Below are 23,410 nucleotides of genomic sequence, written 5' to 3' on the forward strand. Positions count from 1 at the left end.
GCTGTTCGTCCGATGCGGGCGGTCCGCGTGCCACATGCGTCCAGCGGCCGACCAGCTGAAATATTGACCAACATATTAGTCTGACTAATCTACACGCTGAACAGCCTGGAGAGCGATGTGGTGAATGGCATTCAGCGGGCGCTGCTCGCACCGCTGATTATGGTAGCGATACCAATTTCTCCGGCGGTGGGGCAGACGCCACCCCGGTCGCCGGCTGGCGCCAATCCGGTTGTGCGCGACAAGTTCACCGCAGATCCTGCCCCGCTCGTCGTCGGCGATCGTCTGTATCTCTACGTGGGACACGACGAGGCGCAGCGCGACGAGATGTTCGATATGCGCGAGTGGCTCGTCTATTCCACCACCGACATGAAGCATTGGACCGATCATGGTCCAATCATGAAGGTCGCCGATTTCAAATGGGCGAAGCAGGATGCCTGGGCAGCGCAAGCGATCCGGAAGAACGGGAAGTTCTGGTTCTATGCCACGGTCGAGCACGACGACACACATCCCGGCAAGGCTATCGCCGTCGCGGTGTCGGATTCGCCCACCGGCCCGTTCGTCGACGCCAAGGGCTCTGCGCTCATCACCAATGACATGACGCCCAAGGGTACGCACAGCTGGGAAGACATCGATCCGACGGTGTTCACCGACGATGACGGAACCACGTGGATCGCGTGGGGCAACCGCCAATGCTACATCGCCAAGCTCAAGCCCAACATGATCGAGATCGAGGGTCCGATCACCGAGATCACCCCTCCGCATTTCGAGGAAGGGCCCTGGCTGCACAAGCGCGGCGGGCTCTACTATCTGACCTATGCCTCACTCGACCGGTCGAAGCACCGCGACGAGAAGATTTCATACGCGACTGCAACCTCGCTCAACGGGCCCTGGACATATCGCGGCGAGCTGACCGGCTCCGGTAGAAACAGCTTCACGATCCACGCGGGCATCGCCGAGTTCAAGGGGAACTGGTACCTGTTCCTGCACAACGCCGCGCTGACGATCGGCAACCTCAACGGCGCGGTCGGGCGGCGGGCAGTGACCGTCGAATATCTCCGGTACAATTCCGACGGCACGATGAAGCCGGTCGTGCAAACCGACGCCGGGGTGTCGGTCCCCCCGGCCCGCTGAGCCTTGCGGCGGCTTTGAAGCGTCAGCCCAGAATGCTGGAACGGCCGATATGCGGGCGCAAAGCTGACGCGCAGACTCGCGCGTTGCTATTTGTCGACTCTCAGATCAAACACGCTGGTTGGACCTAGGTTTCCTTCAGCCCTGACAACAGTTTGTCGAGCGTGATCGGCGCTTCGCGTACGCGCGTTCCCGTTGCGTTGAACACCGCATTTGCGATCGCTGCCGACACCCCCACGATGCCGATCTCGCCCAGGCCTTTGGTGCCCAAGGGATTCAGCACCTCCTCGCGTTCGGGAATGAACAGCACGTCGAGGTTCCGGATGTCGGCATGGACGGGTATGTGATATTCGGCCAGATCGCGGTTGACGAACTGGCCGTGGCGCGGATCGACCACCGATTCCTCGTGCAGCCCCGATCCGATTCCCATGATCATCCCGCCGAGCAGCTGCGAACGCGCGAGCCGCTCGTTGATGATCCGTCCCGCGGCGAACGCGCCGAGCGCGCGGCGGATGCGCAGCTCGAAGGTGACGCGGTGCACTCCGATCTCGATGAACTGCGCGCCATAGCTATGCGCCGAAACCGGCAGCTTCTCGGGCGGCGGCAGCCCGCCCTGCCTTCCCTGCGCCGACAGACCCTTCGGTGCGTATCGCCGCATGAACTCGGCGAGTGGCTGCGACTGGCCGTCCCAGTGCACGCGCCCCTCCGCCAGCCTCACCGCGCCGCCGGCGCCGGCGAGTTTCCCCATTTCCGCGCGCAGGTTCTCGCACGCGCGGTGGACGCCAGCGCCTGCGCTGGTCATGCCGAACGACCCGCCTGAGCCGGCCGTGCGGGGAAAGCGCGAGTCACCGATCTCGAACTTGACGCGGTTGACCGGCAGCCCGGTTTCCTGCGCCAGGATCTGCGCCATGCTCGTCCAGCTTCCCGTGCCAAGATCGGTGAAGTCGGCCCGGCCGATCGCGGTGCCGTCGGGCGTCAGCTCGACCATCGCCGATGCGGGGCGCACAAAGGCGGGGAAGGTCGCTGCCGCCACGCCGAAGCCGACCAGCCAGTCGCCCTGCCGCAGCGATCCGGGCGCGCTCGGCCGCTGGACCCAGCCGAACTTGGCTGCGCCCTCCTTCAGGCACGCCACTAGGCTGCGGCTCGAGAAGGGCTTGTCGCCCTCGGGATCGCGTGCCGGCTCGTTGAGCAGGCGCAGCTCTATCGGGTCCATCTTCAGCACGTGCGCCAGCTCGTCTATCGCGCTTTCGAGCGCGAAGCTGCCCGGCTGCTCGCCCGGCGCGCGCATGATGTCGCCGCTCGGCATGTCGAGCATCACTCCCCGGCTGGTCGTCAGCCGGTTGGGCGCCTGGTACATGCCACGCCCGAAGGTCGCGGTCTGTTCGATGAACTCGTCATAGGGCGTCGTTTGCTGGATCACGTCATGCGCGAAGGCGGTGAGCCGCCCGTCGCGCTCCGCGCCCAGCCGCACCCGCTGGTGATTGAGCGGCCGGTGGGCGGTGTTGGCGAACATCTGCTGGCGGGTCTGCGCGATCTTGACCGGGCGGGCGAGCCGCTTCGCCGCCATCGCCGCGAGGATCGCATTGGGCGTCACCGGCACCTTGGAGCCGAAACCGCCGCCGATGAACGGGCTCAGCACGTGGATATTCTCGGGCGGTATCAGCAACGTCTTGGCGATCGTGCCGACGGCGGTGCCCAGATTCTGCTGCGCCGACCAGAGCGTCAGCCGATCGCCCTGCCACTCGGCGATCGCGGCATGGGGCTCCATCGGCATGTTGTGTTCGTACGAGGTCACATAGATCGCATCGACCTTGACCGGAGCCACCGCGAACGCGTCGGCGAAGTCGCCTTCGCTGGTATCGGGTTGCGCAAAGGCATTGATGCGGTTGGCGGGCTTGTAGGCCTTGTCCCGGTTGCGCTCGAAATCGACCGCAGCGCGCTCGGGAGCATAACGAACCGCGACCAGCGCTGCTGCGGCGCGCGCTGCCTCGAGCGTTTCGGCGACTACCAGCGCCACCGGCTCACCATGATAGCGCACCGTCGGCTGGAACAGCACCGGCATCGGCCGATCGAAGCGATTGGGCTGGGTCGGGCGCGGAGGTGGACCGCCCTGCCTCGGCGCATTGGCATGAGTCATCACCATAAGCACGCCAGGCGCGCGCTCGGCGGCCTTCGTATCGATCGCGACAATCCGGCCCCTGGCGATCGTCGCCTCCACGATCCAGCCATAGGCCGCGGCGCCGGCGCCGCGATACTCATAGGCATATTTCGCCTGGCCGCGCACCTTGGCCGGCCCGTCGAGCCGGTGGACGGGATCGCCCACCATCTTGGCGTCGCGCCAGGTATCGGAAAGCGGAATGACCTCGGGCGTCGGCTGCTGCTGAGTCATCTCAGACCTCCTCGCCCAGGGCCGAGGCGATCACCCGCTTCGCGAGCGGCACCTTGAAGGCGTTATGCGGATAGGTCCGTGCCGGCGCGAGCTCGGCATCGATCGCCTGCGCGACCGGCGCTCCCCCGGCGGTCGCGGCTTCCAGCCGGCTCGCCCGCCAGGGCTTGTGCGCGACGCCGCCGAGCGCCACCGCCCGCCCCGCTACCGCCACCGAGACCAATGCGAAGGCGTAGGAGGCGCGGTCGCGCACCTTCACATATTTCTGCCGCCCCGGCGGCGCGGGCGGCAAGGTCACGTGGGTGATCAGTTCGCCGCGGTCGATCACCGTCTCGACCTCGGGCGTGCTGCCGGGCAGGCGATGGAACTCGCCGATCGGGATACGTCGCGTGCCGCCGTCGGGCTTCACCGTCTCGACTGTTGCGTCGAGGGCGGCCATGGCCACCGCCATGTCGGAAGGATGGGTGGCGATGCAGTGCGCACTCGCGCCGAGGATCGCATGGATGCGGTTGAACCCGCCGATCGCCGAGCAGCCTGAGCCCGGCTCGCGCTTGTTGCAAGGCTTGGAAGGGTCGTAGAAATAATAGCATCGCGTCCGCTGGAGCAGGTTGCCGCCCGTAGTCGCCCGATTGCGGAGCTGTCCCGAGGCGCCCGCGAGCAGCGCCTCGGCGAGCACCGGATAGCGTTCGCGCACCGTCCGGTTGGCGGCGAGGTCGCTGTTACGCACCTCGGCGCCGATGCGCAGCCCGCCGTCCACCCGTTCGATCCGGTCAAGGTCGAGCCGACTGACATCGACCAGATGCCCAGGCGCCTCGATCTGCAGCTTCATCAGGTCAAGAAGATTGGTTCCGCCGGCGATGAACTTGGCGTCGGGCCGCGCCGCGACTGCGCGCGCAGCGGAGACCGGATCGGGAGCGCGCTCGTAGGTGAAGGATTTCATGCCACGCCTCCAGCGTCCCTGATCGCGGCGACGATGCCGATATAGCAAGAGCAGCGGCAGAGATTGCCGCTCATCCGCTCGCGGATCTCGTCATCATCGAGTCTGGGCCGAGAGGCGACGTCAGCGGTGACATGGCTCGGCCAGCCCGCCTTCGCTTCCTCGAGCATCGCGATCGCCGAGCAAATCTGCCCCGGCGTGCAATAACCACACTGGAAGCCGTCATGCTTGATGAAGGCCTCCTGCATCGGATGGAGCCGGTCGTCGCTGCCGAGCCCTTCGATCGTGGTGACCTCGTCGCCATCGGCCATTACCGCCAATGTCAGACAGGCATTCGCGCGACGGCCGTTGAGGATCACCGTGCACGCGCCGCACTGACCATGGTCGCAGCCTTTCTTGCTGCCGGTCAGCCCAAGATGCTCGCGCAGGAAATCGAGCACCGTAGTTCGCGTGTCGACATCGCGCGTTTCGCGTCGGCCGTTGACCGTGAGCGTCACGCTCGCCGTCGAAACTCCCGCGTCTCGCGCTTGCGCGGCCCCTTCGCTCGCCGCCAACAGTGCGGGAGCGACCGCGCCCGCTTCGATCAGCTCACGACGCGTAATCCTGATTTCGTCTGTCATGGCTGGAAACCTGCTCCGCCGGGATCCCAAGGGGACCGAACCACTGCCATCGGCTTCCGTTCCAAATGACGTCGGTTGTGAACCGAAGGCCGTATTTTGGGCATGGTTGATCGCTCAGCAAGTCGAAGGTCATGAAGGTGTCCCGACCGGTAGCAGCTTGGCCCGGCTCAGCCGCTGGCGCAGCACCACCTGGCCCTGCGCATCGATCCCGTGAACCTGAAACACCGACTTCGCCAGATCGACGCCGATTACAGAAACATCCTCCATCGTGTCCTGCTCTCCACACTAACCAGCAAATCTGCCGGTCGGGTGGAGCGCCGTCCACGACATCAATTGCGGTCGTCTAAGTGGTGCGGGTCAGGACGGTAAAGTCCGGCATCTCACCCACAGTGACGACGGGCAGCTCACTCGCATGCGCCAGAATATTTGGGTCAGTCTCGATCCAATGAGCGAAATTCCCGTCCACCCATGAATAGGCGTCCTTGTCAGCGCGTTCGAACAAGAACGATACGAAACTCTCGGCAACTGATCGCCCCCAAGTCAGTACCGCTTCGTCTGACGCCGCTTTGATCCAGACGGCGGCGCTATCCTCGTCGCTCCAACCTTGTCTGGCGTTGTTCTCGAACTGTGTTGGGGTTTCATATCCAAAACAGAAGAGGCGCATTTTCAATATCGACGACAAGCTAACGTCGGCGGAATTGGCGTCAAGGGCAGCTAACCACTCGATAGCGGACGCGACTGTCGGCTGAACGAACGGCAGATTTCGGGATTATCTGTTCGGCGGCCGAACGGCTGGAATGAGGGCGCGAAGCCGCCGTCCCAGATGAGGAACAGAGTGTTGCAAACGCCCGCATTCCGCCGCTGCGTACCGCCGGGCCTGCGATTTTGAAATTTGGTGCCCCAAGCAGGACCAAGCTGACGAATACGAGCTGCCGTTAGCACTACGCTAAAGCTGCAAGCAAACGCCGACTGCTACGCACCCGCCGTCTCGCATCGACTCTAGTGATACGACTCTGGACCGCTCCTGGGCCGATTGCGGAACGGCGGCTTTTCGGTGCAGATCCCCGGGGAAAGCGGACGCTCGAGCCGGCGTTCCAAGAGCCTAATGCACAAAGCGGCGAGCGGCGCTGAAGCAGTTCGTCGAGACGATCGCTACGGCCGAACAGGGGTGCTGCGGACGAGCGCAACGCCCTGCATGATGTTTTCGACAACGAAGGCAGGATCCTCATGGGGGAGTCCATGCCCGGCAGTCGCCGCGACGTTCTGCCTCGCATTCGATGAGAGAGCGAGGAACTGCTTCTGCAGTTGTTGGGTCGCCGTCTCCAGCTTGATCGCCATCGGCTCGGACAAGCCGGGCACCATGCGATAGCGCGAACTGTGCGAGGCAACGACCACCGGCCTAGCGCCGAGTGTCGTCAGACGGCGCGCCTGCGCCGCGCTCGGCATGAAGGCGAGCATCTCTTCGTTCTTCGTCGGATCCTCAGCCATGCCAGTCAGGAGGGCGCGTGTTTCGGTAATTGCCTTCTCCTCGTCGGGCGCGGCGGGCGGCAGCAGTGTCAGCCAGGCCCTGATCTGGTCGGGATGTGTCGAGGAGATCAGAACCAGGCCGGCGGTATCGGCGGGATAGCGCGTGGCGAAGACCTGCGCGTGCAGCCCGCCGATCGAATGGCCGACGAGCAGATAGGGACCCGCGACACCGGCTTTGCGCAGCGCGCTATGCAGGTCGGCCGCAGCGTCCATGCTGGTGCGCGGCCCTTTGGGGGCAGGATCGCTGCCGCCCAGCCCGGCCCGGTCATAGAGGCAGATGCGGGTGCTTGCTGCGATCCGGCTGGCGATACGTCGCCACCCTTCATCTTCCGCGGGGGCCGTTCCCAAACCCGCGTCGACAACGACCGTCGGATAGCCCTCCCCCTGGCATGCGACGCGAATGGACCGGCCACCGATGTCAAATCTGTCGGTGCCGGAGGCTGCGGCACTGGTTCCAGACGCCGACAACGCGAGCGTCACGACAAAGGATAGCGGACCGGACATAAGGCAGCGCATTCTCCATCTCCTTGGCTGAGCGAGATTCTGAAACTTGACTGAGGCTTGTGCGGACCGGGCCGATCAGGTGGGTGCAGTCGCAGATCGGGCGAGCAGCCAGAGGACCGGAACGGCAGTCGCTGCCAGCAAGGGAGCGGAGAACATCATCGATAGTGCTCCAAGTTCGGCGGGAGCGTTGTTGGCCAGGACGTAGGCGACACATCCCACGGCACCGGCAGAGCCGAGGTCGACCGCCCACCGCCGGAGTGTCGACCGGCGCCGACGTTCGAAGGCAAGGTCGAGTTCGATCAGCCATTCCACGTCGCTGACAAATGCGTCGTCGGCCGGTCGCTCCTCTTCGCGGAGCAGTGCGACCAGGTCGGAAAGATCTTCGTCCATCATTTTGCGTCCAGCATCGCACGGCATTTCGCCGTTGCACGGGCAACCCGGGATTTCAGCGTGCCGAGCGGGATTCCAAGGATCTCGGCAGCCTCGCCGTGTGACCACCCCTGCCCGAGGCACAGCGCGAGGCTGGCGCGCTCTTCGGGTTGGAGGGCTGCCATCAGTTTTTCGACATCCATTTTGGCCGACAAGTCCGCGAATGACTGATCTTGAGATGAAGCGACCTCGTTGCGCCGGTCGAGCTCGAGGCGTTGCCGCTTGCTGGCGTCGAGGAACACCCGCCATCCAATAGCGAGGAGCCAGCCTGCATAGCTGCCGGTACCGCGGTATTTTCCGGCGTTTCGCCAGGCGCGCAGGAACGTCTCCTGCGCAAGATCATCAGCCGCCTGTGCGCCCGCCGTGCGGGTGAGGAAAGCCCGCACTCTCGCCTCATGTCGACGGACCAGAGCAGAGAATGCGCGCCTGTCGCCCTGAGCTGCCTTCGAGGAGAGCTCGAAGTCATCAGTCACCGCCGACATTCTTCTTCGCGGTCGCGCGCTTGTGCGCCGCATGGCGCAGCAGAAGCGCCGCACCGACGAATAGCGGAAACAGCGCAGCGCCCAGCATCGTCCTGATCGACGCGTCGTCCAGGATCAACCCGTATCCCGCCGTCGCCAGTCCGATCGCCACGAGCACCAGGCCAGCCCGATCATCACCACGCGGCTCCGTCCGTTGCCCGACAATGTCGAGCTTGGCCGCAAGATCCTCGGCCAGTTTGCGATCCGTGGCCATCGCCGCTCTCAGCGACTTGTGGATCATCCGCGCCTGAATGATCCGGCCCAGATTCATCGCCGTCACGGCAACGCCCAGGATGAAGAGGATCACGATCGAAAGCATCACAGCGGGCGGCATCAACGTCCTCCAAAGCAGTTCTACAACCACTAGACCGATGCTGGACGACGTTTGGATGATGAGGCGATAAATTTTTGTCGGCCGGGCCCAAAGTGAGGGGCAGCTTGTTCGGCTTGGCTGGCTGCGCGGCGGCTTCGGGTTTCATCGACAATGTCAGCACTAACAGCATAGATCCCCTATTGGGCCGTTTGAAGGCGGACTGCTTCTAGAGCGCCGAAGCCGAATAGCGGCCGTTTATCCGGTGCTCTCGGGCGCGTTTAGGATCGGTGCGCTTAGGCATGACCCAGACGGGAAGATCCATAGCCAGTCATTCGGCGGTAGAGGATTTCTTGCTGGACCGAGTCGGCAAAGACCGGGATCTCGCGCGTGTCGAGCAGTTCGGCCAGGCGCAGGGAGGCGATAGAACATTAGGTTGTCGAAGACCGAGAAGGGGTAGGCAACCACGTCAAGCGCAGCGTCATTTGGGCGATATGCGCTGAAAATCGCGGCGGTTGTGCGCCGCGTAGCCCTTTCTCTCGTGATCGCATATGGTGAGCCCGACCGGAGCTTGAGAGGCGTTTGGGATCGAATGATGGAGGGAGCGTCGGCGATCGTCGAGCAACTTGATATGTTGGGTTACGCCACTGGCGTTGAAGTCGAACAATCATCCTCGGACGAAGGGGAAAAGATCGCCGAACCGTTCGATCCGGACGACATCGACGTCGTCACACGGTCGATGACGGTCGACCTTCTTTTGTCTCGCACCGAATCAGAGATGATCGATCTCCAGCCTGACTTTCAGCGACGCTGGGGCGTGTGGGACGCGCGGCGCCAAAGCCGCTTGATCGAGTCATTGTTGCTTCGAATCCCTTTGCCAGTCCTGTACGCTGCCGAGGACGAAGACGAACGTTGGGAAATCGTCGACGGGATTCAACGGCTCTCTACGATTGCTCGCTTCATCAAGCCCCAGATCATCGGGGGTCAACCACTCATCCTTACTGGGCTCGAATACCTCCACGATTATGAGGGCAAGGACTTCGAGGGGCTCAGTTCGCGGCTCAAGATGCGGCTCCGCGAAACCGAGCTGATCATCCACTTGATCCGCAAGGGCACGCCACCCGAAGTCAAATTTAACATCTTCGCCCGGATCAACACCGGCGGTATGGCGCTGTCCGCGCAGGAACTGCGGCACGCCATCACCCCGGGCAAGGCGCGCGATCTTCTGGAGACCTGGGCAAGCCTGCCCTCGTTCATCCGCGCTACCGATGGTAGCGTTCAGCCCATTCGCATGGACGATCGCGAACTCGTGCTGCGCTTCGCCGCTTTCTACCTACTCGGACTGGAAAGCTACAAACAACCGGACATGGACGGCTTCCTGATCACGGCGATGAAGACGATCAACGAAACCGACGACAATGACCTCGCGGTCATGCAGTTCAACTTCGTCAGCGCGATGGAGAACGCCTATAAAATTTTCGGCCGCGACGCCTTCCGTAAGCGGTTCGACAAGGAGGCCGGCCGGCTGCCGATCAACAAAGCGATCTTCGAAGCGCTCTCGGTTAATCTGGCGCGGCTCACTCACGCGCAGCTCGCGATCCTCGGCCAGCGCGCCGAGGTGCTTCGGGAGGGCTTCATGGCGCTCTGCCATGATCGCTCCTTCGAGAGCGCGATCTCGCAAGGCACGGGCGATATCCGAAAAGTCAACCGGCGCTTTTCCGCAATCAGCGAGCTGATCACCGGGGTTCTCGCTGATGCTTGACTATATCGGTCTCGAAAACTTCAAGGCGTTCGACGACATCGAACTAAGCCTTGGCAACTTAACTCTCCTGTCAGGGCTCAACGGCAGCGGCAAGAGCACCGTCCTGCAGGCGATAGGCGTGCTGCGCCAATCGTTCGACGGGAGTTTTCTGCTCAATGGCGATCTCGCGCTCAATGGCGAGCTGGTCGACATCGGCACCGGCCGCGACGTCCTGTACCAAGGCTTCGACGCCGCCGAGATTGCAATCTCGCTCGGCGAAACAAGGCAGGGTCAGTCCGTCTCCTACCGCTGGCAGGCAGCGGCCGATCCCGATGCCGACGTGCTCACCTGCTCGGCAAAGCCAGCTCCGGGCGAACTTCCGCTGCTCGACGTGTTCGCTCAAGGCTTTCAGTTCCTGCGGGCTGACCGGATCACCCCGTCGGTGACTTCGCCGAAATCGCAGAACGCGGTTCGGCAGCACCGGTTTCTTGGACCCAAAGGCGAATATACCGCGCACTTCCTGCTCGAGTTCGGCGAGCAGATCACCACTGCGGAGATCGTCCGGTCGCCCCACGAGCAGCGCGCAGGCAGCCTCATTGCGCAGGTCAACGCCTGGATGCAGGAATTCAGTCCAGGCGTCCGGGTCGAACCGGTCCCGGTCCCGATGACCGATCTCGTTCGTCTGGTTTTCTCCTACAAAGGCGAGGGCGCCGCGTACGGCGAGCCGCTGCGCCCGACCAATGTGGGTTTCGGTCTCACCCACGCGCTTCCCGTCGTCGTCGCCTGCCTCGCCGCAGCACCCAACACGCTGCTGGTCGTCGAAAATCCTGAGGCGCAGCTCCATCCGCGTGGACAGGCGTCGATCGGACGATTGCTTGCGCTAACGGCGGCCAACAACGTGCAGGTGATCATCGAAAGCCATAGCGACCACGTGCTTAACGGCGTTCGCCTCGCTGTGAAGGAGGGTTTGCTCGCGCCGCGCCAGGCCAAGCTGCATTTCTTCACGCGCAATCCCGGCGAAGCGAGCAGCTACGAAACCCCCGCGTTGAGTTCGGAGGGCCGGTTGTCCTATTGGCCCGCCGGCTTCTTCGACCAATGGGAGAAGAGCCTGGACCGGTTACTCGATTAAGCCGCAATGCCGCTCCAGCTCTTCCTCAATGACCTGTCAGCGCCGGTCGCCGGCGTGCCGCGTGCAGAATCGATTGCCTACCTCAAAGGGATGATCAAAACGATCCGCGCAGCGCGTGGCATAGACGATCGTCTTATCTTGAATTGCGATCAGCCGCTCAACGAACTGGTGCTCGGTCCCGGCCTTACGATCGCAACGATCCGCAACGATGGAGAATGCGTCGAAGAGAGCCAGTATCTAAAGACGCTCAACAATCGCGCGCCGCTCAGTCGGGTGCTGGCGGAGGCCGATGGCCCGGATCCTGAGGGCTTCGAATACAGGATGCCAGCCGCTGCTCCAATCTCAGCCGGTAGCCCAGCCAAGGCGCTCGGCCTTGCCCATCTGCTCAAAGGTCTCGGCGTCAGCCTTGCCTCCGACGCGCTCTGGCAGTCTCGCGAACTGGCGCTCGATCTGCTCGAACTCGATGCCAATGGCGACATTGCCGAATCCTCGGTTGTCGCTCGCAATGCGAGTGCCGCCGACGACGTCGCAGCGCACGAAGCCGGCCTGCGCGACGATCTGCGGCCGCCGATCCATAATGGCGCCGATCTCTGGGCGCATCGGGCCGAGCTCTTGCCCAATCTTGAATTCATTCCGAGGACGCGCGTGCAAATCGAAGGAATCCTCGCCGGCGACCCGTTGCTCGATCAAGTCTGGATCAAGCTGTCGGGGCTCGACCAAGCGATCGCGACGTGGCGCGTCGCGCAGACGGCGCATCCGATGTTTCCCTTCAACGTCAGGCCAGAAAGCCGCCGGCGTATGCATCTCGTCAGGTTCAACGATGCCGATGGCGTCGAGCGCACCTTCAGCGACCATACCGATCTCGCGCCCATTGAGGGGCGCGTGCATTTTATCGTCGAGAGCGAACCGCATCGTCACGCCCTGGTCGGGCATGTCGGCCGCAAGCTCGGTATTGGCTGACGCTGGAGGCAGGCTCCAGCTCAGTCGATGAGAAGCGTCGGGCTGTCGCTCACGCCCCGAGCTTCCGCCGTCGGCAGCCAGTGCTAATCGGCATCTAGCAAAATCCTCGATTTTTGGAGATCCAACTCTTGCTCGAAGCAAAATGTACGAACGGCAGGTTCCAGGATCGAGCCTGCTTAGGCTGAACGGCTGAATTGAGGGCGCGTTGCAGCCGACCAGTGTCAGGTCGAATTGCCAGTTCACGCCGCCTCGCAGACCATTGCCGTCGCTCATTGGCTGAGGCACTCTGATGACTATGAAAGCAGTGGCATTGATGTTCGTGATTGTCGCTGGCTGCAGCTCGACGACACAGGGGGCACCCTTCCTAGTCAGCGTCAAGGGCCCGGCTAAACCGTGCTCACTCGCAGTAGGCGGGCAGGTTATGACCACCGACCAACTTCTCGATATTGCCCGGCGTGAAGTTTCGAAAAGAAGAGCTGCGCAGATAATAGGCGACAACGAAACGCCCTACCGGTGCATTGGAGGCGTTATATACACCTTGCAAAGAGCGGGATTTACCAAGGTTGAGTTCGTGTCTGATGCGCCCGCGACGCGCTAGTGCCGGCTCCAACGCTTAGTCTGGGTCCATCAGTGCGGATGCCAAACTATGCCAAAACAGACGGCTGGTTTCGAGAGCGCGCCCGAGTCCGCTGAACGTCCAGATTGCGGGCGCGTAGCTGCCTAGCCGCTATTGCAAGACCGGCCCATCAGTTTGCGGGCCGATTGCGGCCAAGCGGCTTTCAGGCTGAGGTAGTGCGAAAGCGGACGATCTATCCGTTCGATCAGGGATGGGCCATGAGCTGACTCACGGCTTTCGGGCGCAACGATATAGCACTCGAAACCGATGATCATGCTCGCCAGCCAGCTATGCTGTTGAAGGCGCGATCTCGAACAGCGTGCGTTTGTCGCGTCCAAGGCCCAAGGTCACCGACCATGCGCGAAATGCGACCTCCATTCCTTCGGCGCAGCTGCTCAAGCCGTCAACGACGGTGAGCCGGTCGTAGCCGCCATAGGAATAACGCTCTTGCTTTAGGGCGGTCAACACAAGCCGGGTATCGCGCCGGACAAGGCATCCTTCAGATAAATTGCCTTCTTCAGGATTGAACATGCTGGCTTGGTCCACTTCGATGGCAACGTTCGGGACAATCACCCCCTTCCAGTGCGTGTTACCGGCGCACGGCATGGCGTGGAAGCGATGCTCGGTGCCGATAAATACCGCCATTGCCTCTTCCTCCCGCCGGACAATTAGGAAAGGCTGTTCGTATTTTCCGCGCGGCAGCATCAAGCTCAGTGGCCGGGCGTCGGCCACAAAGCCGACGGAAAATTCAGACGCTTGAAGCATGCGTCCTCCCCTCAGCGTATCCGCAAAGACCCATTTAGCATTTCCCCTCAGCGCGAAGGCAGAGCCTTTCTCCGAGGTTGGGAGCACGATTGCGGGTCTCGATTGTTCCCGGTATGATCCGGGAATATAGCTAGCAAAGAGGCCGTTTTGGACGCCTTCATTTCGTACTCGCACCACGATACCTCGGCGCTGGAGCGCCTTCACGTGCATCTCGCAGTCCTGCGGCGTGACGGTCTGATCCGCGAGTGGTTCGACCGCGACATTCTCGCAGGCGACGATTTGGACGGCCGGATCGCCGATAGGCTGGAGTCCAGCTCCCTCTTCCTGCTGATCATCACGCCCGACTTTCTTAACTCCGACTACTGTGTCGAGCGGGAAATGGCCCGGGCGCTGGAGAGGCAAAAGGCTGGCGAGGCCCGCGTCATCGGCATCATCGTCGAACCCTGCGACTGGCAGTCAACGCCCCTACGCGCCATCAAGGTACTTCCGCGCGACGGCAAGCCCGTTGCGGAGTGGACCAATGCGAACAGTGCATGGCTAAACGTCGTCCAAGAGATCAGGCGCGCGATCCAAGAGGACCGCCAGGTTGGTTCGGCGGCACAGGCAAGGGATGCCGCGTCCGCCTCGGTCTCTCGGCCACCCGCGACCGCCAGCCGATATCGAGCGAAGCGCGACTTCGACGACATCGACAGAAGCGAGTTCCGAGAGCGGGCCTTTGAAGAGATCAAGGGATATTTCAAGGAGGCTTCGTCGGAACTCGACTCCCTCGACGATTTCCGAGCACGCGTGGTCGACATCTCACCCACTGCGTTCGGCTGCACAATCGTCAACCGCGCGCTGAACCGCGGCACTGCCCACCTGACGGTCCATCGCCAAACCAGCAGCCGCTCCGGGATGGGCGATATCTACTGGTCGTTCGAGGAGAATGCGGCTTCTAATACGGCCAACGGTTGGCTTTCGATAGAAAACGACGAGTTCGAACTCTTCCTGAAGGCGCAGTCCTTCAGCTTCGGCTCGGACGAGGGTCGGAAGATGAGCTGGCGGGAAGCCGCTTCCTCTATGTGGAACGACATGCTCCAAAGGGCTGGGATCGCACATGACTGAGCGGGTTCGTCTCAGGTGCCTGAACTGCGGGCACCGGTTCGAACAGGACGTGCTCACGCAGGAGGAGAGGCTGAAAGCGCGTCGCGAGGACCGTCCCACATCTCCGATCGCGTGTCCGATGTGCCGCCGGACCGACACGCGGCGAGGTTGGGACTAGCGAGCTTTCTAGACACACACCTTCGACGAAACCGTTGCTGGCGAGAAACTGACACTTGCCAACTCCTACAGAAAAGAGGGCGTTAGCAGACTGGTAGGTATCGAGACCGAAAACTGGTAGCGCGGTCTTAGTTACCCTTGCCGATCAATACATTCTGAAGGTATTCCCATTATTGCTACCAAACCAAATCATTGACGCGGCAAAGAGGGGGGCAGCGTTGATTGAAGGACTAAAAATCGCGGGATGCGCTAGCTACAGCGCGGAAGGCCAGAATCTTACCGAGCTCCGAAAGATCAACTTCATTTACGGCGCGAACGGTTCGGGCAAGACCAGCATCTCGCGCGTGATCGCCGCTCCGGCCGATCACCCCGCCTGCGCGATCCGCTGGGCCAACCAACGGCCTCTTGAGTGCCTCGTTTACAACGCCGATTTCGTGGAGCGGAATTTCCGATCCAGCCTCCCCGGTATCTTCACTCTGGGCGAGCATGATGCTGCGGTGCTTGACCAGATCGAGCAGGCACGGAAGGACGTTGCGGACATCGAGCGTGATATCAGCGCGCGCAATATCGTGTTGAACGGGAAGGATGGCGCTCCCGGCAAGCTGGGTGAGCGTGCCGCTCTGCGCGAGAATATCGAGAACGAATGCTGGAAACTCAAGAACCACCACGACGCTGATTTCCAGTCCGCCTTCACAGGCGCGCGCGGCTCCAAGGCGAACTTCTGCGATAAAATCCTCAGCGAGTGGGCTTCCAACCAGGCCGCGATTCATCCGCTCGATGATCTGAAAAAGCGTGCGGCCGTCATCTTCGAAAAGGGCCTGACGCGAGAAAGCACGGTCCGGGTGCCCGACAGTGCCGAGCTGACGCAGCTAGAAGCGTCGCCGATCCTCGCAAAAAAGGTCGTCGGTCAAGGCGATGTCGATATTGCCGGTCTAATCGATCGGCTCGGCAACAGTGACTGGGTGAAGCAGGGCATCGGCTACTTCGCGCAGAGCACACCGCAATGCCCGTTCTGCCAGCAGAATGTCGAAGCCGATCTCGCCAAGCGCATCGGCGATTATTTCGATGAAGCCTATGATCGCGACATCGCGGATATCGCGCGTCTCGTTGCCGGATACGAGGCGGCGGGCGCAGCTTACCTTCAGTCCCTCGCCGGCATCTCGCAGGCCGGCTCACGCTATATCGAAGCGGACGAGTTGACCGGACTGATCGAGCGCGTGACCGCGCGGCTGGCCCTCAACGGACAGCACATCGCGCAGAAGCAGAAGGAGCCGAGCGCCGTCGTTATGCTCGAGGACAACACCGAGTTGTTCACGGAGGTGCGGGATTTCCTCACGGCTGCGAACGCGGCCGTGGCCGAACACAACGGGGCCGTTGACGATATAGGCAATCAGCGAGCGAACCTTACGGCCGAAATCTGGAAGTGCCTGCTGGAAGAGGCCAAAGGCATCCTTGATGCCTACCATACCAGCAAGATAGCGGTGGACGCCGCAATCAGCAGCATTGAGGCAGGTCTGGCGACAAAGCGGGGCGACCTCAGCACGGCGCAGCAGACGCTACGCGATCTTGAGAAGGGCATCACGAGCGTTCAGCCCACCGTGACCGAGATCAATGCGCTGCTCGCCTCATTCGGCTTTCGCGGCTTCAAGCTCGCAACGGCGGGCGATCAGGGCAATCTGTATGAGATCGTCCGCCTCGATGGGAGCAATGCTGTCAGGAGTTTGAGCGAGGGTGAGAAGACGTTCGTCACCTTCCTGTATTTCTACCACCTGATCCGTGGCAGCGTTTCTGAGTCTGGCATGACAGCCAACCGTGTCATCGTGTTCGACGATCCGGTTTCGAGCCTCGACAGCGATATCCTGTTCATCGTTTCCAGCCTGATCAAACGCGTGTTCGAGCTGAGCCACGCGCAGAACAGCCTGATCCGGCAGGTGTTCGTGCTCACCCACAACATCTATTTCCACAAGGAGGTGTCATTCGACCCTGACCGGAAAAGGGAACTTCGCGCGCACGAGACGTTCTGGATCGTGAAGAAGATCGACGATGTCTCGACACTGGAATCCTTCGATCACAACCCGATCAGGACATCCTACGAACTACTCTGGTCCGAGGTGCGTAACGAGAACCGATCCAACCTTACCATCCAGAACACGCTGCGTCGCATTCTGGAGAACTATTTCAAAATCCTTGGTAACATGGACAAGGACAAGATCACCGCGAAATTCGAGGGCCGCGAGAAGGTGATCTGCGCCTCGCTCTTTTCATGGGTGAACGACGGCTCGCACAGCGCGCATGACGATCTCTATGTCTCCAGCGATGCCGCCACGGTGGGAGCCTATCTTGGGGTCTTCAGGCGCATTTTCGAGGAAACTGGGCACACCCAGCATTATCACATGATGATGGGCACAGAGGCTGTGCCCACAGCCGGTGTGGCCCCGATGGAGATTGCATCTCCGATGCCGGATAATGGCCAAGATGCGGCATGAACGAATGGCCGCTTTCGAGATCGCCGGGATTGTTCTCGAATGGCCGAAATTGAGGCGCTAAGCGGCCTTACCACCGCATAGGACTCGAACACTCTATGCCGAATTGGGCCGCCGCACCTACGACTCTGAAATCGCACGAACTTTTCTAAACGGCTGAAATGCGCCGTTCGGGCCGTGGCGTAGTAGCCACGGCGGTGCTGGTGCCCCAAGCAGGACGAAAGCGATGAATATGAATTGCCGCTTTTGCTACTCTAGCGCCGCATTCCGCCGCATCCGATCCTCGAATTCCGCCATTGAGCACTTAGGGCGCTATGACTTGAACTGGGCCGATTGCTGGCGGGTTCTGGGACTACTATCTTCCGAAGCGGACATTCTGTTCGCCAGCACCGAGCCGTGTCCGGTGTTGCAGCCTGATCGGAATGAGAGGCGTCTTCGTGCTGCCCTTTAGCGGCCGCCGCAACCGCCTCAGGCAGTCACATCAGCAACAGCCTCCGGAACATTCTCAAGGCATTTATGTCCCATTCCCGCAGTCTATCGCGGGAGCGATCGCGTCCGAGCTGTCATCAGGCTGTTAACAACCTCCCTATGATCCGCGGCCGGCGCAGGAGGCAGGGCGGGACGATGGGCGAGGCGGAGGGCTCGAAACGGCCCTGGAGCGGCTTGCCGCGCGGGTTCCTGCCGCTCGCCCTCACCGAATATTGGGAGCGTCTCTCGCTCGCCGGGCTCAAGTCCCTGCTGACGCTCGTGCTGATCGACCATATCCTTGCGCAGGACCGCGCCAATGTCGCCGGCGCCGGTGCGATCGAGCGCACGCTCGAGACGCTGTTCGGCCCGCTCAGCACGATCGGTCTCGCCTCGCAGATCTACGGGCTCACCAACGCGCTGCTGTACCTCTCGATACCGCTCGGCGGGTTGCTCGGCGACCGGATCTCCGGGCGGCGCGGCGCGGTCTATATCGGCGGCGGCGCGATGTTCGTGGCGCTGGCGCTGATGATCGGAGAGCGATATTTCCTCCTCGCGTTGCCGCTGTTCGCCTTCGGCGCGGGCACGATCAAAGGCAATCTTTCGGTAGTCGTCGGACGTCTTTTCGTCGACGATGCCGAACGGCGTCGTGGTTTCGCCGTCTATCTCGGTTTCCTCAATGCGGGGGTGATCTGCGGACCGCTGCTGTGCGGCGCGCTTGCTCTATGGGGCGGATGGCGGTTCGGGCTGGGCGCAGCGGCGGCGGCGATCGCGCTGGGTGTGGTCGGATTCCATATCGCTATGACGCGATCCTTGCCCGCGATAACGGCCGCCGTTCCAGCATCGGGCAACCCGGGCACTCAAGAGAAGACTGAGGGCGATATCGTGCTGATCGTCGCGACCCTGCTCGCGCTCTATCTGTGCTTCGCCGCCTATGAGCAGGTCGGCAACATCTTCCTCGTCTGGGCGCGCGCTAGGGCAGCGCTGGATTTTCCCGTGGCGTGGCTGGTGTCGCTCGACGGACTGTTCACGCTGGCGCTGATCCCCTTGTCGCAACTCGGCCTCAAGCTGCTCGCGCGCCGCGGCATCGCGATCGGCGCGCCGGCGCAGATAGCGCTTGGCTGCTGCGCCTGCGTGCTCGGCAATCTGGTGCTGGCGGCGGCCGATTGGATCTACGGCGATCAGGTGCCGCTCGCCGCGCCGCTGGCCTATCTGCTGCTGGTCGACTTCGCGATCGTGCTGACCTGGCCGGCGGGACTCAGCCTCATCATGGACGCCGCGCCGGCGCGGCTGACCGGCTTCTGGGTCGGGCTGTTCTACCTGCACGGCTTCTTCGCCAACCTATGGGTCGGCTTCGGCGGTGCGCTGTACGAGCGGATGGCGCCCGCCAGCTTCTGGTCGCTCCATGCCGCGCTCGCCGCCGCTGGCGCGCTCGTCGCCGCGGCGAGCGGGGCGCTGCGGACGCGCGACCGCTTGCCTCAGGCGGCGATCACCACCTCGGCATGAGCAAAGGCGCGGGCATATTCCTCCTCGAGCGGTGATTCGGTGACGAGGATGTCGACGTCGGCGAGCGCCGCGGTCTGCATCAGCCCGTAGCGGCCGAATTTGGAAGAATCGGCGCCGAGCAGCACTTTCTCCGCAGTCGCATAGGCGATCCGGCTCATCGCCGCCTCACCCGGATGGAAGTCCATCAGCCCGCGATCGCTGCTGATCGCCCCCACCGAGAGGATTGCGAGATGCGGCGTGAAGCCGGCGACATATTGCTGGGCGACATGATCGGAAAAGGCGCGATAGTCATAGTCCATCTGCCCAGCGGCGAGGAACAGCCGGTTGTTGTTGATCCCGCCGAGATCGCTGGCGACCTGCAGCGAGTTGGTGATCACCGTGAGCGAGCGCCGCTCGACCAGCTGGCGCGCCACGAAGCACGAGGTTGTGCCCGAATCGATGAACACGATCGCCCCATCGGCGACGAATTCCGCCGCGGCGCGCGCGATGCGCAGCTTGGCGTCGGCATGCTCCTCCATCCGCTGGACCAGCGGCCCTTCGAACACCTGCGTCGCCAGCCGCGCCCCGCCATGCTCGCGAATGATCGCGCCCTGCTCCTCGAGCGCGCGCAGCTCGCGCCGGATCGTCTCGTCGGAAACGTTGAGGTCGGCGGCCAGCCCCATCACCGACAGGGTCATGCCGCCGCGCAGCCGCGCAACGATCTCGCGCTGACGTGCCGATCGCTTGAAGATGGTCGTCCTCCCCTGTTCCTTGTCGTGCGACGGTGCAGTCGCCCGGCCGTCGGGTCAACCGCCTCGAGGCGCGGGCCGGCCGCGAACGGCCGGCCCGCGCCCGTGATCAGAAGCCGAGGCGGAACTGCAACCGCACATAGCGCGGCGACTGATAAGTGGTCGGCGTGCGGTACAGCGGATTGGCCGAGCCGTCGCTCAGCTCGCCCGCCTGGTTGTACACGGTCACCGCCTTCATGTTGAACAAGTTGAACACGTCGAAGCGCAGCGAGCCTTCCAGCCCTGCGGGCAGCGGCAGCCGTGCCACCGCGCTCGCGTCGATCTGGGTGAGCCAGTCCCCCTTGAACGCCGTGCCGCGCGGGATCAGCTCGCCGCGGCAATAATAGCTGTAGCCGTGATAGCCGTAGGCGGCCTCGTCGACCGACTGCGGCACGGTGCCGATGCAGCTGTAGTTCTGCGGCGACTGGACCAGCGTGTTGGCGCCGAGATCGAGGAACTCGAACGGACGCCAGCTGCCGAACAGCTTGAGCGTATGGCGGCGGTCGTTGGGCAGATAGCCATAGGATCCGTTGGTGAAGCCGGGCGAGTCGAAGTCGGCCGAGCGGTTGACCGCGAGCTGGCCGTTTTCCGAGCGGACGCCGCCCTCATAATTGCCCTTGTCCATTGCCCAGGTGTACGAGCCAGAAAGCCCCCAGACGCCGTCGAACTTGCGATCGAAGGTAAAGGTGAGCGAATTGTAGTTCCGCTTCGGCGTCGGGTAGCGGAGATCCTCGGCGCGCAGCGTGACCACCGGCGTGGTACCATCGGGCAGCGGGTTGATGCGCAGCACCACGTCTCGGCCCGGATTGGCGATCGTCCAGTTGCTGCCGCCGCGATAGGCCGCGGTGCACGCCGCCTCGGTGAAGCCAGCGCTGATGCAATAAGCGCGCGCACCATAGTCGACCGAGATGTCCTCGATCGCGTTCTTGAGCTCGCGATGCGTGAAATAGGCGCCGACGCTGATGTTGTCGCTGAACTTGTGCTCGCCGCCGAGGATGAACTCGTTCACCGATTGCGGCTTGAGGTTGTGCGCGATCGCGCCCGAATAGTCAGCGGGCGTGCCGTCGGCCGAGACTTCGCAATTGACGATCCCCGTGTCCGGGCAGGCGCGGAAATTCGACGGGCCGAGGATCGCCGCGCCGGCGACCGGCGTGTTGTCTCCCGCATTCAACCCGTTGAACAGGTTGTAGCGCGTATAAGTGATGAGACCGCCGGCGATGTTGAGGTTGATGTCGCCTGCCATCGGCAGCGCATATTTACCGAAGAAGCCATAGGCCTTGGTGCGCCCGTCGCCGAACACGTCGACCGAGGCGCCGATGCGCGGCGCCCATTGGTTGCCCGATTCATAGTAGGACTTGCCGTCGACACCCTGGTTGCTGAAGCGATCGTTGCGCAGGCCGAGCTGCAGCTTCACCCGATCGTCGAGCAACGACCAATCGTCCTCGATATAGAAGGCTTCGTTCTTGACCGTGGTCTCGCCGTTGTTCCGGTAGACGCGGGTCGTGTAGTAATCGGTGCCCACCGGGATGCCGAGCCGCGTCGCGGTCTCCGCATTGGCGGTGAAGATCTTGTAGAAGCCGTCGCCCATCGTCTGGTGGATCTGGGACGACAGGTTGGTCTCGTGATCATAACCAATGCGCAGATGGTGCGCGCCGAACAGCTGGAAGTTGAAGTCGAGATCGGCGCGATAGAAGTCGCGCTTGTCGTCGGTCTGGCCCCAGGCGTCGCTGACGCGGTTCAGGCCGATATCGGTGCCCGCCGGGTTCTGGCGATAATCGAGCACCTTTTCGTTGGTGATGTCGAGGGGCAGCGAGCCGTCGCGGAGCTTGTTGACGCCGTATGCCGCCGAGACGGTCAGCCATGGGGCGAAGGTGCCGGTGTAGCGGCCGACATAGTTGATGCCGCCCGCGCGCTGGTTGGTACCGCCCACCACGTCGCCGCGCTCGCCGCTGCCGCGGTCATAGTACATGCTGCGCGTGCGGGTGTCATTGGTGCTGTCGAAATAAGTGAACTCGATGTGATGATCGTCGGTGATGTAGCCGTCGATCTTGACGCCCCAGAAAGGGCTGCGGTTCTTGACCTCGGTGGCGTTGTCCTGATCGGCGTCGGGGGTGAATGAGGTGAAATCGCGGAAATTGTAGAGGCCGTAAAAGAACAGCCGATCCTTGATGATCGGGCCGCTCGCCTGGAGGATCAGTTCGCGCCGCGTCGCGGTGGCGTCTTCATTGTCGGTCTCGATCGTACCTGGCGAGGTCGAGCGCAGGCCGTTCGGCTCCCAGGTGCCGAGCACGCTGGCGTGGAACTCGTTGCTGCCCGATTTGGTCACTGCGTTGATCACGCCGCCCGTCGCGCGGCCGAACTCGGCCGCGAAACCGCCTGTCTTGACCTCGACGGTCTTGTAGAAGTCGTACGGCACCTCGACCGGTGTCAGCCCCATGCGGAAATTGGTGATGTTGAGGCCGTTAACGAAAAAGGCGTTCTCGGTGATCGACGAACCGCTGATCGCGACCGAATTGGCGAAGGCGCCGTTGCCCGAGGAACCGCGCACCACGCCCGGCGAGAGCAGCACCACGTCCTGCAGCGAGCGCGCGACCGGCACGCGCTGATCGATATCGGCGAGCTCGATCACCGCGCCGGTGGTGGTGTCGTTGAAGTCGGCGGTGCGCACGCGCGAGCCGCGCACCACGATCTCCTCGCCGGCGCCTTCGGCGGCGAGGCGGAAGCTGTTGCTCGCGCCGGTGGGCGCGGTCAGTTCGACGCGCGCTTCCTGATAGGGCGCGCGACCTTCGGCGGTGATACGGAAGTCGTACGCGCCGGGCGCGAGCTGGGCGATGCTGTACGCGCCGGCCTCGTTGGTCTGCACCGATCGCGAGACGCCGCGATCCGACGAGGTGATCGTCACCGTCGCGCCTGCGATCGGCGCGCCGGCCTCGTCGGTCACACGGCCCGAGGCGGTGATGTTGGTATAGTCCTGCGCATGTGCGACGGGGGCGACGATCGCCGCCGCCGGGATCGCCGCGCCAAGCAGCAACGCAGCACGGATCAGCGCGGCAGGCCGCGCGGTTCGCGAAAAGCACTTCACGATAAGTCCCCCTAGGATCGGATTGAGCCTTGTGTCCGCGAGACCGGGTTTGCGACTGGAGCGCCTCCGGCTTCGAGGTGGCGCCTAGATATGCTGCGTGGAAGATTTGTGACAAACGGTCAGAAAAACAACATTTCATCACAAAAGCAGAAAAGCCGCGAGACTGTCACGACAACGCAACATACCGCGGCTTGATGGCGCGCAGCAGCAATTTGCGTGTTGCTTCGTATCATTGTCAGAGTGTTATAGTTGCACTGGCAAGGGTTTGCCGAGA

18 protein-coding genes and 2 pseudogenes are annotated in these 23,410 nt (G+C 62.8%); 8 read left to right on the forward strand and 12 right to left on the reverse strand.

Annotation, left to right across the window (positions count from 1 at the left end; translation table 11 throughout):
- Window positions 1–117 precede the first annotated feature (117 nt).
- Window positions 118–1,131 carry a glycoside hydrolase family 43 protein gene (locus ACMGER_RS00615; RefSeq protein ID WP_436810193.1) on the forward strand — a complete coding sequence of 338 codons (1,014 nt, stop codon included), beginning with the start codon at window positions 118–120 and terminating at the stop codon, window positions 1,129–1,131.
- A 124-nt stretch (window positions 1,132–1,255) separates the two neighbouring features.
- Here ACMGER_RS00615 and ACMGER_RS00620 read toward each other — a convergent pair whose 3' ends face one another.
- From ACMGER_RS00620 to ACMGER_RS00660, 9 genes and pseudogenes are all read right to left on the reverse strand, one after another.
- On the reverse strand, window positions 1,256–3,517 hold the full coding sequence (locus ACMGER_RS00620) for a xanthine dehydrogenase family protein molybdopterin-binding subunit (RefSeq protein ID WP_436810194.1): 2,262 nt from the start codon (window positions 3,515–3,517) through the stop codon (window positions 1,256–1,258).
- A 1-nt stretch (window position 3,518) separates the two neighbouring features.
- On the reverse strand, window positions 3,519–4,454 hold the full coding sequence (locus ACMGER_RS00625) for an FAD binding domain-containing protein (protein WP_436810195.1): 936 nt from the start codon (window positions 4,452–4,454) through the stop codon (window positions 3,519–3,521).
- Window positions 4,451–5,071, reverse strand: coding sequence for a 2Fe-2S iron-sulfur cluster-binding protein (locus tag ACMGER_RS00630; protein WP_436811633.1), 621 nt, complete (start codon window positions 5,069–5,071; stop codon window positions 4,451–4,453). The genes ACMGER_RS00625 and ACMGER_RS00630 overlap by 4 nt, the downstream gene beginning before the upstream one ends.
- A 147-nt stretch (window positions 5,072–5,218) precedes the next feature.
- Window positions 5,219–5,338 (reverse strand): annotated as a pseudogene (locus tag ACMGER_RS00635) (IS110 family transposase); the annotation flags it as partial.
- A 76-nt stretch (window positions 5,339–5,414) separates the two neighbouring features.
- Window positions 5,415–5,735 carry a hypothetical protein gene (locus ACMGER_RS00640; RefSeq protein WP_436810196.1) on the reverse strand — a complete coding sequence of 107 codons (321 nt, stop codon included), beginning with the start codon at window positions 5,733–5,735 and terminating at the stop codon, window positions 5,415–5,417.
- A 488-nt stretch (window positions 5,736–6,223) separates the two neighbouring features.
- Window positions 6,224–7,114 carry an alpha/beta fold hydrolase gene (locus ACMGER_RS00645; RefSeq protein ID WP_436810197.1) on the reverse strand — a complete coding sequence of 297 codons (891 nt, stop codon included), beginning with the start codon at window positions 7,112–7,114 and terminating at the stop codon, window positions 6,224–6,226.
- A 63-nt stretch (window positions 7,115–7,177) separates the two neighbouring features.
- Entirely contained in the window at window positions 7,178–7,492 is a 315-nt protein-coding gene (locus ACMGER_RS00650) for a hypothetical protein (protein ID WP_436810198.1), read from the reverse strand.
- A complete protein-coding gene (locus tag ACMGER_RS00655; protein ID WP_436810199.1) occupies window positions 7,492–8,004 on the reverse strand; it encodes an RNA polymerase sigma factor in 513 nt (170 codons plus the stop codon). Before ACMGER_RS00655 ends, ACMGER_RS00650 begins: the two co-directional genes overlap by 1 nt.
- A complete protein-coding gene (locus ACMGER_RS00660; RefSeq protein WP_436810200.1) occupies window positions 7,997–8,386 on the reverse strand; it encodes a hypothetical protein in 390 nt (129 codons plus the stop codon). The genes ACMGER_RS00655 and ACMGER_RS00660 overlap by 8 nt, the downstream gene beginning before the upstream one ends.
- Before the next feature lie 571 nt (window positions 8,387–8,957).
- Between ACMGER_RS00660 and ACMGER_RS00665 the strand changes: the two genes are divergently transcribed.
- From ACMGER_RS00665 to ACMGER_RS00680, 4 genes and pseudogenes are all read left to right on the forward strand, one after another.
- Entirely contained in the window at window positions 8,958–10,124 is a 1,167-nt protein-coding gene (locus tag ACMGER_RS00665; RefSeq protein ID WP_436810201.1) for a GmrSD restriction endonuclease domain-containing protein, read from the forward strand.
- Window positions 10,117–11,232 carry a DUF3696 domain-containing protein gene (locus ACMGER_RS00670; protein ID WP_436810202.1) on the forward strand — a complete coding sequence of 372 codons (1,116 nt, stop codon included), beginning with the start codon at window positions 10,117–10,119 and terminating at the stop codon, window positions 11,230–11,232. The genes ACMGER_RS00665 and ACMGER_RS00670 overlap by 8 nt, the downstream gene beginning before the upstream one ends.
- Window positions 11,233–11,238: 6 nt before the next feature.
- A complete protein-coding gene (locus ACMGER_RS00675) occupies window positions 11,239–12,192 on the forward strand; it encodes a hypothetical protein (protein ID WP_436810203.1) in 954 nt (317 codons plus the stop codon).
- Window positions 12,193–12,676: 484 nt separating this feature from the next.
- Window positions 12,677–12,790 (forward strand): annotated as a pseudogene (locus tag ACMGER_RS00680) (biopolymer transporter ExbD); the annotation flags it as partial.
- Window positions 12,791–13,096: 306 nt separating this feature from the next.
- Here ACMGER_RS00680 and ACMGER_RS00685 read toward each other — a convergent pair.
- Window positions 13,097–13,573, reverse strand: coding sequence for a hypothetical protein (locus ACMGER_RS00685; protein WP_436810204.1), 477 nt, complete (start codon window positions 13,571–13,573; stop codon window positions 13,097–13,099).
- Between the two features lie 147 nt (window positions 13,574–13,720).
- Here ACMGER_RS00685 and ACMGER_RS00690 point away from each other — a divergent pair, with 147 nt between their 5' ends.
- From ACMGER_RS00690 to ACMGER_RS00700, 3 genes are all read left to right on the forward strand, one after another.
- Entirely contained in the window at window positions 13,721–14,677 is a 957-nt protein-coding gene (locus ACMGER_RS00690) for a toll/interleukin-1 receptor domain-containing protein (protein ID WP_436810205.1), read from the forward strand.
- A 374-nt stretch (window positions 14,678–15,051) separates the two neighbouring features.
- Window positions 15,052–17,319 (forward strand): AAA family ATPase, encoded by a 2,268-nt coding sequence (locus ACMGER_RS00695; RefSeq protein WP_436810206.1) that lies wholly within the window; start codon window positions 15,052–15,054, stop codon window positions 17,317–17,319.
- Window positions 17,320–17,940: 621 nt separating this feature from the next.
- Window positions 17,941–19,287, forward strand: a complete 1,347-nt coding sequence (locus tag ACMGER_RS00700; RefSeq protein ID WP_436810207.1) for an MFS transporter — start codon at window positions 17,941–17,943, stop codon at window positions 19,285–19,287.
- On the opposite strand, the gene ACMGER_RS00705 is transcribed toward ACMGER_RS00700, so the two are convergent.
- Window positions 19,260–20,018, reverse strand: a complete 759-nt coding sequence (locus tag ACMGER_RS00705) for a DeoR/GlpR family DNA-binding transcription regulator (protein WP_436811634.1) — start codon at window positions 20,016–20,018, stop codon at window positions 19,260–19,262. The genes ACMGER_RS00700 and ACMGER_RS00705 overlap by 28 nt on opposite strands.
- 106 nt (window positions 20,019–20,124) lie before the next feature.
- Complete coding sequence (locus tag ACMGER_RS00710; RefSeq protein WP_436810208.1) at window positions 20,125–23,136, reverse strand: TonB-dependent receptor; 3,012 nt, start codon at window positions 23,134–23,136, stop codon at window positions 20,125–20,127.
- Between the last annotated feature and the right edge of the window lie 274 nt (window positions 23,137–23,410).

It is taken from the genome of Sphingomonas astragali (assembly GCF_051400615.1).
Classification (GTDB): domain Bacteria; phylum Pseudomonadota; class Alphaproteobacteria; order Sphingomonadales; family Sphingomonadaceae; genus Sphingomonas.

Coding starts and splice junctions, on each gene's coding strand:
- ACMGER_RS00620 (WP_436810194.1), bottom strand. CDS start 3,517: ATGACTCAGCAGCAGCCGACGCCCGAGGTCATTCCGCTTTCCGATACC.
- ACMGER_RS00625 (WP_436810195.1), bottom strand. CDS start 4,454: ATGAAATCCTTCACCTACGAGCGCGCTCCCGATCCGGTCTCCGCTGCG.
- ACMGER_RS00630 (WP_436811633.1), bottom strand. CDS start 5,071: ATGACAGACGAAATCAGGATTACGCGTCGTGAGCTGATCGAAGCGGGC.
- ACMGER_RS00640 (WP_436810196.1), bottom strand. CDS start 5,735: ATGCGCCTCTTCTGTTTTGGATATGAAACCCCAACACAGTTCGAGAAC.
- ACMGER_RS00645 (WP_436810197.1), bottom strand. CDS start 7,114: ATGCGCTGCCTTATGTCCGGTCCGCTATCCTTTGTCGTGACGCTCGCG.
- ACMGER_RS00650 (WP_436810198.1), bottom strand. CDS start 7,492: ATGGACGAAGATCTTTCCGACCTGGTCGCACTGCTCCGCGAAGAGGAG.
- ACMGER_RS00660 (WP_436810200.1), bottom strand. CDS start 8,386: ATGCCGCCCGCTGTGATGCTTTCGATCGTGATCCTCTTCATCCTGGGC.
- ACMGER_RS00665 (WP_436810201.1), top strand. CDS start 8,958: ATGGAGGGAGCGTCGGCGATCGTCGAGCAACTTGATATGTTGGGTTAC.
- ACMGER_RS00670 (WP_436810202.1), top strand. CDS start 10,117: ATGCTTGACTATATCGGTCTCGAAAACTTCAAGGCGTTCGACGACATC.
- ACMGER_RS00675 (WP_436810203.1), top strand. CDS start 11,239: ATGCCGCTCCAGCTCTTCCTCAATGACCTGTCAGCGCCGGTCGCCGGC.
- ACMGER_RS00685 (WP_436810204.1), bottom strand. CDS start 13,573: ATGCTTCAAGCGTCTGAATTTTCCGTCGGCTTTGTGGCCGACGCCCGG.
- ACMGER_RS00700 (WP_436810207.1), top strand. CDS start 17,941: ATGGGCGAGGCGGAGGGCTCGAAACGGCCCTGGAGCGGCTTGCCGCGC.